The sequence below is a fragment of the Bifidobacterium thermophilum genome (genome assembly GCF_037482445.1).
GTDB classification, from domain to species: domain Bacteria; phylum Actinomycetota; class Actinomycetes; order Actinomycetales; family Bifidobacteriaceae; genus Bifidobacterium; species Bifidobacterium thermophilum_B.
Window position 1 is genome coordinate 85963 of the sequence record NZ_JBBHLY010000004.1, and the last position, 12307, is coordinate 98269.

A 12307-nucleotide genomic window follows, 5' to 3' on the forward strand; every position below is an offset into this window, starting at 1 on the left:
GCTGCCGTTGCCAGCCGCGTACGCCAGAACACCGGAATATAGGAGCATCGGACAGCATCGTGGCCACTGATTTTGAACACTCACCGCACGCCGCCGCCAGCGAGAGCGCAGCCGGCCCGACGGTGAACCCGGACACGGATGGGCTCGCGAACCCTGACACCCAGCTTGAACGGAATATGGAATCACGCCACCTGACCATGATCTCGCTCGGCGGGGTCATCGGCACCGGCCTGTTCCTCAGCTCCGGGTACACCATCCACCAGGCGGGGCCGCTCGGCGCGATCCTCGCCTACCTCATCGGCTCGGTGCTCGTGTACTGCGTGATGCTCTCACTGGGCGAACTGTCGGTCGCCATGCCGTACGCCGGCAGCTTCCACCTCTATGCGCGCCGGTTCATCGGGCCTGGCACCGCGTTCACCATCGCCATCCTGTACTGGCTCAACTGGGCGGTGGCGCTCGCCTCCGAGTTCACGGCGGCCGGTCTGCTCATGCAACGCTGGTTCCCGCATTCGCCCGCGTGGGTGTGGAGCGCCCTGTTCATCCTCGTCGTGTTCACGTTGAATATCCTGTCCGTCAGGCTCTACGGCGAATCCGAGTTCTGGTTCGCCAGCATCAAGGTGATCGCCATCATCGCGTTCATCGCGATCGGCCTGCTTGCGATATTCGGCATCATTCCGATCAAGGGGTACAGTCACGCGCCCCTGTTCTCGAATTACTACCGTTCCGGTTGGTTCCCCAACGGGATTCTGCCGGTATTCTCCACGCTGCTGACCGTCGTATTCGCCTTCTCCGGCACCGAAGTCGTCGGTGTTGCCGCAGGGGAGACCAAAGACCCGGACAAGGCGATTCCCAAGGCAGTGCACACCACGGTACTGCGCCTGGCCATCTTCTTCATCGGCTCGATCGCCGTGATGGCCGCGCTCATCCCGTGGAGACAGTCAGGCGTGGATACCAGCCCGTTCGTCCTGGTGTTCCAGAGCATCGGCATGCCGTTCGCCGGCGACGTGATGAACTTCGTGGTGCTCACCGCCGTCCTGTCCGCGGCGAATTCCGGGCTGTACGTGTGTTCGCGCATGGTGTGGTCGCTTGCGAGGGAACGTATGATTCCACCGGTCCTCGCGAAGACGAATTTCCATGGCGTCCCCGTATTCGCCGTGCTGGTCAGCCTCGCGGGCGGCCTGCTCGCCCTCCTGTCCAGTGTGGTCGCCGCTTCGACGGTCTATCTTGCGCTCGTGGCGATCTCCGGATTGTCGACGCTGGTCGTGTGGATGTCGGTGGCGGTATGCCATATCCTGTTCCGGCGCGAGCTCAAGCGTTGTGGCAAGACCGTGGATTCGCTCGCCTACCATGCCCCCGGATACCCGGCGGTGCCGATCATCGCGATCGTCATGTGCCTGTTCGCGTTGGTCCTGGTGGTCGCCGACCCGTCGCAACGCTCCACCTTGCTGTACATGATCCCCTTTGTCGCCCTGTGCTATGGCGTGTATTATCTGCGCGAACGATTGGGGCGCGGCAAAGACAACCATGACGGGGACGAGCCTGTCGCCATCTGAGCGTGCCTTGTGGCCATGTCGCGCACCCTCCCCGCGTTCCGTGGGCGACACCGCCGGCACTTGGCCAACGCCCTCGCTAGACTTTGAAGAATGAATCCAGAAGCGCTCAGTGAACTCATTTCCCATATTGCCCATGATCTGGTCGCCGCAGGTGAGGCCGGCACCCTGACCGACGATCTCATCCCGCCGGTCGAGAAATTCGCCGTCATGCGTCCCAAGGACCGCAGCCACGGCGACTGGGCGTCGAACGCGGCCATGCAACTGGCCAAGAAGGCCGGCATGAAGCCGCGCGACCTTGCGGAACTGTTCGCCGCGCGCCTGCAATCCGCCGACGGCATCGCCGCCGTCGAAGTCGCCGGCCCCGGTTTCATCAATATCACGCTCGATTCCGCCTCCGCCGCCGCTATCGTGGACGCCGTCCTCACGCAGGGCGCCCAGTTCGGCCGCAACGACCACCTGTCCGGCCAGACGCTCAACCTCGAATTCGTCTCCGCCAACCCCACCGGCCCCATCCATATCGGCGGCACCCGCTGGGCGGCGGTCGGCGACTCCATGGCCCGCGTGCTCGAAGCCAACGGCGCCAAAGTCGTACGCGAATACTACTTCAACGACCACGGCGAGCAGATCAACCGCTTCGCCAAGTCCCTGGTCGCCGCCGCCCACGGCGAACAAACCCCCGCCGACGGTTACAAGGGCGCCTACATCGACGAGATCGCCCAGCGTGTGATCGACGAGGCGAAGGCCGACGGCATTGATATCCTCGCCCTGCCGCGTGTCGACGGCGGCAAGAACGCTGACGGCGAGCCGCTCGGCGAGGGCGATTCCGAGCAGCGCGAGGAGTTCCGCAAGCGCGCGGTCCCGATGATGTTCGCCGAAATCCAGGAATCCATGAAGGACTTCCGTGTGCATTTCGATGTGTGGTTCCATGAGAACAGCCTGTACCAGGACGGCGAGGTCGAGCGTGCGATCGCCAAGCTGCGTGAGCAGGGCGACATCTTCGAAAAGGACGGCGCCACTTGGTTCGCCTCCACCAAGCACGGCGACGACAAGGACCGCGTCATCATCAAATCCGACGGCAACTACGCGTATTTCGCCGCAGACATCGCCTACTACTACAACAAGCGTCACCGCAAGACCGACCCGGCTGACGTGGCCATCTACATGCTGGGCGCCGACCATCACGGCTATATCGGCCGCATGATGGCCATGTGCGCTGCCTTCGGCGACAAGCCGGGCGTCAACATGCAGATCCTCATCGGCCAGCTGGTCAACGTGATGAAGGATGGCAAGGCCGTGCGCATGTCCAAGCGCGCCGGCAACGTCGTCACCATCGACGATCTGGTCGATGCGATCGGCGTGGACGCCTCCCGTTACTCGCTCGCCCGCACCGATTACAACACGAGCGTGGACATCGACCTCAACCTCCTGGCATCCCACAGCAACGACAACCCGGTGTACTACGTGCAGTACGCACACGCCCGCAGTTGCAATGTGGACCGTAACGCGGCCGAGGCGCAGATCGACCCGACCGTCGCCGACCTCGCTCTGCTGGACACCGAAACCGACGGCGAAGTGCTCGCCGCGCTCGCCCAGTGGCCTGCCACGCTCGCCCAAGCCGGCGATTTGCGTGCCCCGCACCGCATCGCCCACTATCTCGAGGAACTCGCCGCCGCATACCACAAGTGGTACAACGTCGAACGCGTCGTGCCGATGCCGCTGACCGACCTCGAAGAGCGCAAACCCGAAGCTGAACGTGAAGCGCTGCGTATTGCCAAGAACCCCGAACCGGCACGCGCCGCCGCGCGTCTGAAGCTCAACGACGCCGTCCGTACCGTCATCGCCGCAGGCCTTGATCTGCTGGGTGTCAGCGCACCGGAGAAGATGTGATATGACTGAATCCAACATGCCAACCACGCCAACTGCAGGACTGGGTCAGGTATGGCCGGCAGGCTGCTCAATCGACAGTGACGGCGCCCTGACTTTCCATGGCCGCAGCGCGCAATCCCTGCTCGACGAGTTCGGTTCGCCGCTGTACGTGATGGACACCGATGACATCGATGCCCGCGCGCATCACTTCGTTCATGCGGCCGCCACCGCGTTCTCCAACGCCACAACCCACGTGAGCTTCGCCGCCAAGGCGTTCATGTCCAAGGAAGTGCTGCGACTGGTGACGAACGCCGGCATGCTGGTCGACACTTGCACGATGGGCGAGATGCGCATCGCGCTCGCTGCGGGTGTTCCCGGGCGTCGTCTCGTGCTTCACGGCAACAACAAGTCGGACGAGGAAATCGAACTCGCCATCCGCGAGGGCTTCGCGAGGATTGTGGTCGACGCCCCGGACGAACCCGCACGCATCGCGCGCATCGCCCATCGCTTGGGCAAAACCGCACGCGTCATGCTGCGCGTCACCACCGGCATCCACGCCGGCGGCCACGAATACATCTCCACCGCGCACGAGGACCAGAAATTCGGTATGTCCCTGCTGCCTGCCGGCACCGATCCGTCCGCGCTCAATGTGCTCGACGACTTGATCGCGCAGGAGGACGAACACACGCCAAGCAGCGCAGACGCCACAGCGCACACCGGTCAGGACACCCATACGGTGGGCCACAGCGGGCAGCGCGACCTGCAATACGATATGCGCTCGCCCTACGACCTCGACGCATCCGGCATCAGCAAGCAGGACGCCGCGCTCGCTGAAGCCATGGACCTGGTCGCCCGCGGCCCGGCGCTCGCCGTACTGAAAGACCTGTACCGGTATCCCGGAGATCTGGAACTCGTCGGCATCCATTCGCATATCGGCTCGCAGATCCATGACGCGAACGCGTTCATCGAGGCGGCCAAGCGCATGATGCTGCTGCGCAAGACCTTCTATGCGACTGATGCCTACACGCTGCCGGAAGTCGATCTGGGCGGCGGGTATTCGGTGGCGTACACCGAAGGCGAGGACTCGATGGACATCGACCTGGAGCTGGGGCGTCTCGCTTCGGCGGTCACGGCCATCAACCGTGCGCTCGGCATGCCGATGCCGGTCATCTCCTTCGAACCGGGACGCTGGATTGTCGCCCCGACCTGCGTGACCCTGTACCGCGTCGGCACCATCAAGCACGTCGGTTTGCCCGAAGGCACCACAGCGAAGGACGGCTCGCCGATCAGCGAACGCGCTTACGTGTCGGTGGACGGCGGCATGAGCGACAACATCCGCCCGGCGTTGTATGACGCGGATTACACGGCTCGCGTGGCCAACCGGCGAGGGAGCGCCGACACCATGCTGTCGCGCGTGGTCGGCATCCACTGCGAGTCCGGTGACATCCTCGTGCATGAATGCCAGCTGCCGGCGGACCTCAAGCGTGGTGACATCCTCGCCGTCCCCGTGACCGGCGCGTATGGCCGAGCGATGGCAAGCAACTACAACCAGGCGTTGTTCCCTGCAGTGGTGGCGGTCAGCTCGTCCGGGGCGCATGTGATGCTTCGCCGCCAGACCATCGACGACCTGCTCGGCTACGATCTGGGCTGATCGCCCGGATCGTCATCGGGAGTGTATGAGGGCCGCATCGACCGTGGAAGTCGGTGCGGCCCTCGTCGCAATTGCGGTTCGTGAACGGTATCCGGCTGCGGTGCGAGAGACGGGTCGCATGGCACACATATTCGGCGAAACGTCAGCTTGTCCCGGTACCATGGGCAAGGATGATGACGACGCATCGCGGCCCCGCCGGCATCTGGTGCAGTGGCTGCGAGCTCACGGGAAGGATCCACTGTGGTACAAGACAATCAAGCCCCCATTCGCATTGCGTTGCTTGGTGCGGGAACCGTCGGCTCGCAGACCGCGCGTCTGCTGGTTGAGCAGCATGACGAGCTGGTCCACCGCATTGGCCGCGACTATAAGATCGTCGGCATCGCCACGCTTGACCCGGTCAGCGACCCGTGGATCGACCAGTCCCTGCTCACCCGCGACACCGCGGAGTTGTGCACCCGCGCCGATATCGTCATCGAGCTGATCGGCGGCATCGAGCCGGCACGCACCTTCGTGCTCAAGGCCATCGAATCCGGCGCCTCGGTCGTCACCGCCAACAAGGCGCTGCTCGCCAAGCACGGCCCGGAAATCTACAAGGCGGCGCAGGAGCACGGCGTCGACATCTTCTTCGAAGCCGCGGTCGGCGGGGCAATCCCGATTGTGCGCCCGCTGCGCGAATCCTTCGCCGGCGACAAGATCAATAGCATGCTGGGCATCGTCAACGGCACCACGAACTACATCCTCGACGAGATGACCACCAAGGGCCTCGATTTCGACGTGGCACTGCACCAGGCGCAGGAGAAGGGCTACGCCGAGGCGGACCCGACCGGTGACATCGAAGGCTATGACGCCGCGAACAAGGCCGCCATCATGGCGACGCTCGCCTTCCACACCCAGGTCGGCATCGACGACGTGTCCGTTGAGGGCATCACCAAGATCACTGCGGCCGATATCGCCGCCGCGACCGCCGAGCACAAGGTCATCAAGCTGCTCGCCGTCGTCGAGCACAACGAGGCCGGCGTATCCGCACGCGTCTACCCGGCCCTCATCGACGAGAACCACCCGCTCGCCTCCGTGCACGGCAGCTTCAACGCCGTGTTCATCAAGGCGAAGGAAGCCGACGACATCATGCTGTACGGTCGTGGCGCAGGCGGCGCCCCGACTGCGTCCGCCGTGGTCGGCGACGTGGTGATGGCCGCGCGCAACATCGTGTCCGGTACCACCGCGACTGGTATCCAGACCTACAACACCTTGCCGCTCGCCCCTGCGGACGCGTCCAAGGCGGCGTTCGCCGTGCGCTTCCTCATCCACGACAAGCCGGGCGTGCTCGCCTCGATCGCCGAGGAATTCGCGAACCACGGCATCTCCATCAACGGTGTGAACCAGGATCTCCAGCCCACCCAGCATGACCCGGGCTACTCGGGCGAGCTTCAGCAGCTGCGTGTCGTCACCCACCTGTGCGACGAGGTCACGCTGCGCAAGACCGTCGACGCCGTGTGCAAGCTGGAGTGCGTCTCCGGCGAGCCGTCCATCCTGCGCGTGCTCGACTGAACCGGAGCCGCGCAACCTGCGGCGTCGATGCCGGCTGATCGTGCACGCCACGTCGGCCGGCATCCGAGATTTTCCACAACCAACGCACAACCGACAATCGGCGGAACAGGCGGCACACATGCCCACCGCCCGCGGAAGGATGACCATGATCCCCGTAGCCAAGCAAGTTCATGTTCAGGTACCGGCGACCAGCGCGAATCTGGGTTCCGGATTCGACACCATCGGCCTGGCGCTCAACTATTACGATGAGCTGACCTTCACATTGAAGGACGACGCCGACGACCACAGCGTCACCGTGCTCATCGACGGCGAGGGGGAAGACACGCTGCCGCGTGACGAGACGAATCTCGTGGTCTCCACATTCCGTAAAGCGTGCAACACGCTTGGATTGGAAAGGCTCGGTTTCACGCTTGAAGCGCATAACCGCATCCCGCAGGCTCGGGGCATGGGGTCATCCGCCGAGGCGATTGTGGCCGGCATTTCCGCCGCCGCGGCATTCGCCCAAGAGGGCGAACTCAACCGTGACGCGGTGTTCGAACTGGCCGCCACCATCGAAGGCCACCCCGACAACGTCGCGCCGGCTGTGTATGGCGGTTTGACGGTGTCCTGGGATTACCAGACGCCGGAAGGCGTCGGCTCCACCCGCGTGCCGGGAGGTGAGCCGCTCTCCAGCGGATTCCACACCGTGAACTATCCGGTCAGCGAGAACATCCACGCTTCCGTGTTCGTGCCGGACTACGAATTGTCCACTGAAAAGGCACGTCAGGCCTTGCCTGCATCCGTGCCTTACCATGACGCGGTGTTCAATGTGTCCCGCGTCGGCCTGCTGCCGGGGGCCATGAATCCCGGAGTTCTGCATGGCAGTCTTGACGCGAACGCCATTCTGTTCAGCGCCACCCAGGATCGCCTTCATCAGCCATACCGCAAAGACCTCATGTCTCCCTCATGGGAACTGATTGAATCGTTGCGTGACCACGGCTATGCCGCGGCGGTGTCCGGAGCAGGTCCGTGCGTGCTGGTGCTGCATTACGGCGACGCCCGCGCTGACATCGAACGGATCGCCGGAGACCAGCTGGCTTCCGGGCATTGGCGTGTGCTGCATCTGACGGTCAACACCACCGGCGTGACCGTCCGGCGCGGCTGATCCGGCATCGCCCGCCCAATGCCATGTCCCGCCCCTGTTGGCGGTTCGGATTCGTGCCAGCCACGACGGCAGAATATGGCAGATATGCGTGGGAGAATACGTGCACACCTAGAGGCGGCTTCGGCACCAATCGAATCGGAGGTATGAACAATGACGATATCGATCATTCTGGCTTCCCAATCCAAGCCTCGACGTGACGTGCTGTACGCCGCCGGGATTTGCCCGACCATCAAGGTCTCGCATGTTGACGAGCCCGCCGCGTTGGAACAGGCTGCCAGCAAGCTCAGCATGCCCGTCGAGCGGCTTGATGTCGGCCATCGTGTCGCCATCCTCGCCCGTGCAAAGGCGAATGCGGTCTATGAAGCGTACCGTGCGGTCGCTGACGCGTCGAAGGCGGCGAGGGGCGAGCGTGTGATCGCCTACCCGCTTGAAGCCGAAGAGGTGCGTGCGCAACGTCGTGCAGATGAAGAACTCTCCGCTAGCGCTGCAGCAACCCCTGCCGCATCCGGCTCATCTGACGCGGGCGCGGGCCAACCGGCTTCGGTGGTCTCAAGCGCCATCACCCGCGATTTTTCCGGTATCACCCCGCCTACTCGCGTCGAGCCGATTGACACGCCGGTCAATGGCAGTGAGGGGCTGAACGGTTCCGGCCCCGGCCCGTTGATTGTCGGTTGTGATTCGATGTTCCTGTTCGACGGTGAATGCTACGGCAAGCCGCATGACGAAGCTACGGCACGGGAACGCCTCCGCCGTATGCGCGGGCGCAGCGGGGAGCTGTGGACCGGCCATTGCATTATCGATTTCGCCACTGGCCGGGCGGTGCAGGATGCGAGCCGTGCAGTCGTGTATTTCGGCGATTACACCGACGAGGACATCGAACGCTACATCGCCACCGGCGAGCCGCTTGAGGTCGCCGGGTCGTTCACGTTGGAGGGCTTCGGCGGCGCGTTCATCGACCGGATCGATGGCGACCCGCATGGTGTCATCGGCATCAGCCTGCCGTTGTTGCGTCGTCTCGTCAGCAAACTTGATATCAGCTGGACGGATCTGTGGAATGTCAAGCCGCATGCTCCGAATCCGGAAGAACTAGATCAGCACCCCGACAGCACCCCACCTCCGGTGGAGAATGTGCACCAGCCCGGTGATGGCTGGGTTTCCTGCGCGTGCGGACGCCGGCATTGGGGTACGCACGGGGCTGCGGGAATCCTGCTGGCCCGTCGCAACGCCGCAGGCGAGGTCACCCATGTGGCCATGCAGCACCGTGCCCAGTGGAGCGCTGAAGGCGGCACGTGGGGAATCCCCGGCGGGGCGATTGCGGACAACGAGACACCGATCGAGGGGGCGCTGCGCGAAAGCTTCGAGGAAGCGAATATCACCCCGCAGGATATCGAGGTGGTCGGCTCGTACCGCGAGGACCATGGCCCGTGGGCATACACCACGGTGTTCGCCTTCGAAAAGCCTGGACATGAGGTGCATCTGCGGGCGAACGACGATGAAAGCATGGAAATCGCCTGGATTCCGGTCGACGAGGTGCCGAACCGCAAACTCCTGACCGCGATGCGCACCGACTGGCAACGGTTCGCCGACCGCCTGCACATCCTGTCTGTCGCCAACCAGGGCCGCTGACACCCCTCCCGCAAGAACCACCAAGTCACCTTCCGCTTCTGCCGACGCCGACGTGGTTGTGAGTGTCGGTGGAGGGTGATGGTACCGCTTCTGCCGACGCTGGGCCGTGTCTGAACGTCGGCAGAAGTTGTGGCTCTGCTGGGTGCCGGCGGCGTGCTCAGGACAGCAGTGCGGCCACGATCGCGATGAACACCGGGCTGGTCAGCGTGCTCAGCAGGATGCCGTCACGCGCGAAGGTGAGCCCAACGTTGTAGCGTGCCGCATAGTTGTACACGTTCTGGCCGGTCGGCAGGGCCGCGAGTACCACGCACGCGTACAGGGTCGCGCCGCGGAAGCCCATCACGTAGTACGACAGCAGGAACGCGATCACCGGCATGACGATGTTCTTCAGCACGGCGACGGTGACGGTCGCGGGCACGTCGCTCTTGTTCTGCATCGGCTTGGTGCCGTGCAACGACATGCCGAATGCCATGAGGATCATCGGCACCGCGGATTGCCCGATCATGTTGATCGGGTCGTAGATGAAGTCGGGGATGATGAAATGCCCGGTCCGTGCAGTGATCGCCGAGACGATGATGCCGCCGAGCGACCCGATGAGCAGCGGCTGGTGCAGCGGCTGCGACAGGATGCGTTTCACGGACACCTCGCCCTTGGTGGTCACGTCGAGCACGGTCAGGGCCACCGGGGTGAAAATCGCCTGCTGCATGACCAGGATCGGCGCGACGAGCGCCGGATTGCCGAGAATGTACGTGGCGATCGGCAGACCGATATTGTTCGAGTTGAGGTAGAGCGAGTTGAGCGCGCCGATGGTCGCGTCCGCGGCCTTCATGTGGAAGAACAGCCGGTTGAGGATCAGGAACACCAGTCCGACCAGCATGGCCGAGAAGAACGCCACGATGATCGAGGAGTGGAAGATCGCGAAGATCTTCTCCTTGGACAGGATCGCGAACATGAGGCAGGGGCTGGAGATGAAGAAGCTGAACCTGTTGAGCACCATCTGCGCGCTCGACCCGCCGATCTGCATGCGGGCGGCCACATACCCGACCGCGATCACGATGCCGATCACGCAGAATCCTTCCATGGCGCTCAGTAAACCTGGCATTCCCACCTCTCCCGTCTTGCCTTGCGTCGGATGTCGGCCGCAATCATGTCTACGCGGTTTGCATGGTATGCGCTGTCGGCGACGATATCCGCCGGCCCGCGTACCTTCCCAGTATCGGGCCATGCCGCGCGGGGCGCGTCCATGGTCTCGCATCACGGGCAGTCTCGCGCCGGTACCGTATGCGGGTTGCCCGGGAACCCGGGACCTGAGACGTTCCGCACCGGCATCCACGGCATCTGCGATGATGGGACAGACAGGTGGGTGGCGTCGCCGGCCTCGCATGCGCGGCATGCGCCGTACCCGTCGGCATCGTTAGTGACATGGAGGACGATATGGCAGTGACGGCAGAGCGCCTGCAGGGCGGCGACGATGAACGGATGCGCACCGAAATCGAGCGGATCTTCACCGACATCATGAACCAGTATTCCGTCAGCGATGACGAGGGCCCGCTGGCCGACCAGGTGGAGGCATACCTGGACCGCCTGCCCCATCTGAGTGTGCGCCGGCACGGCGATACCGTGGTCGCTTCCACCGTTCTGGGCCGGGAGCGCCGGGTGATTCTCGCCGGGCATCTGGATACGGTCCCCGTGATCGACAACTTTCCGCCACGCTGGCTTGAACCGGGCGATCCGCTGATCCGCGGGGACATCGCCGCCGCTTTCCCCGGCGAACGGGTGATGTGGGGCCGTGGCGCCACCGATATGAAAGCTTCGGACGCGGTGCTGCTGTATCTTGCGACGAACCTGACGGACCCGAAATACGACCTCACCTTCGTGTTCTACGATCATGAGGAGGTGTCGGCGGACAAGAACGGCCTGCGCAAGGTCGTCGAAAGCCATCCGGATTGGATCCGCGGCGATTTTGCAGTAATCGGCGAGCCGACGGATTGCGGGATCGAGGGCGGCTGCAACGGGACGATCCGTTTCGACGTGATCACCCACGGTGTGGCGGCGCATTCGGCCCGCGCGTGGATGGGGTCGAACGCCATCCACAAGGCGGCACCGATCCTCAACGTGCTCAACGCCTACGAGCCGCAGGACGTGACCGTGGACGGGCTGGTGTACCGCGAAGGCGTCAACGCCACGCTGATTTCCGGAGGCAAAGGCACGAACGTTATCCCCGACGAGTGCCGCGTCCATGTCAACTACCGGTTCGCCCCCGACAAGACCATCGCCCAGGCGAAGGCCCTCATGATGGGCAAGGATGCGGGCGCCGAGCTCGGCAACGGCGAGCATGAGGCGACCGGCGGCATGTTCGCCGGCTTCGGCATCGAGATGAAGGACGAGTCGCCGAGCGCACGCCCGGGCATGGACGACCCGCTGGCCGCATCGCTTGCCGCGCTGGTCAAGAATCGTACGGGCCGCGACCCGCAGGCGAAACTCGGCTGGACGGATGTCGCGCGGTTCGCCGAGCTCGGTATTCCCGCCGTCAATCTCGGCGCCGGCAGCCCGCTGCTCGCCCATAAGCATGACGAGCAGGTCGCGGCGAGCGAACTGACCCGCATGGCGTCCATTCTGCTGGACTGGCTGGCATGATCGTGGACCCGCTGGCATAATCGCCGGTGCCGCCCGGAATTCAGCCATTCTCGGGCGGCGTGTGCATGTGCCGGTTTTTTGTGTCATACTTGGGGGTGGTGGTTCTGCAGCAACCGCCAGGCGTTCGACGGCGTCGATCCCCTCGCATGTTCGGCTATGGTGGCCGATGCGAGCGCTGGTGTCCGCAGTCGCGCAGCTAGACTTTTGTATGCATTGTCCCCGTATGGGCGCGAATGGTGCGCGGCCGCGGTGAGAGCGTGGTGTGACCACCGTACGGGGCCG

The 12307-nt window shown here is 64.1% G+C and carries 8 protein-coding genes; 7 read left to right on the top strand and 1 reads right to left on the bottom strand.

Annotated elements, in window-relative coordinates:
* Positions 1-176: 176 nt before the first annotated feature.
* The 6 genes from WD012_RS04990 to WD012_RS05015 all read left to right on the top strand — a co-directional run bounded on the left by WD012_RS04990 (position 177) and on the right by WD012_RS05015 (position 9388).
* Entirely contained in the window at positions 177-1553 is a 1377-nt protein-coding gene (locus WD012_RS04990; RefSeq protein WP_339562718.1) for an amino acid permease, read from the top strand.
* A gap of 90 nt (positions 1554-1643) precedes the next feature.
* The gene (gene argS, locus WD012_RS04995; RefSeq protein WP_339562681.1) at positions 1644-3440 is read left to right on the top strand and encodes an arginine--tRNA ligase; all 1797 of its coding nucleotides are present in this window, start codon (positions 1644-1646) and stop codon (positions 3438-3440) included.
* 16 nt (positions 3441-3456) lie between these two features.
* Complete coding sequence (locus WD012_RS05000; protein ID WP_339562719.1) at positions 3457-5070, top strand: diaminopimelate decarboxylase family protein; 1614 nt, start codon at positions 3457-3459, stop codon at positions 5068-5070.
* Between the two features lie 240 nt (positions 5071-5310).
* Positions 5311-6618 carry a homoserine dehydrogenase gene (locus WD012_RS05005; protein ID WP_339562682.1) on the top strand — a complete coding sequence of 436 codons (1308 nt, stop codon included), beginning with the start codon at positions 5311-5313 and terminating at the stop codon, positions 6616-6618.
* Between the two features lie 145 nt (positions 6619-6763).
* Positions 6764-7762 carry a homoserine kinase gene (thrB, locus tag WD012_RS05010; protein WP_339562683.1) on the top strand — a complete coding sequence of 333 codons (999 nt, stop codon included), beginning with the start codon at positions 6764-6766 and terminating at the stop codon, positions 7760-7762.
* Between the two features lie 150 nt (positions 7763-7912).
* Positions 7913-9388, top strand: coding sequence for a Maf family protein (locus tag WD012_RS05015; RefSeq protein ID WP_339562684.1), 1476 nt, complete (start codon positions 7913-7915; stop codon positions 9386-9388).
* A gap of 157 nt (positions 9389-9545) precedes the next feature.
* Here the strand turns inward: WD012_RS05015 and WD012_RS05020 are convergent, their stop codons facing one another.
* A complete protein-coding gene (locus WD012_RS05020; RefSeq protein ID WP_339562685.1) occupies positions 9546-10490 on the bottom strand; it encodes an AEC family transporter in 945 nt (314 codons plus the stop codon).
* Positions 10491-10867: 377 nt separating this feature from the next.
* On the opposite strand from WD012_RS05020, the gene dapE reads away from it, so the two are divergent.
* The gene (dapE, locus tag WD012_RS05025) at positions 10868-12025 is read left to right on the top strand and encodes a succinyl-diaminopimelate desuccinylase (RefSeq protein ID WP_339562720.1); all 1158 of its coding nucleotides are present in this window, start codon (positions 10868-10870) and stop codon (positions 12023-12025) included.
* Positions 12026-12307 lie beyond the last annotated feature (282 nt).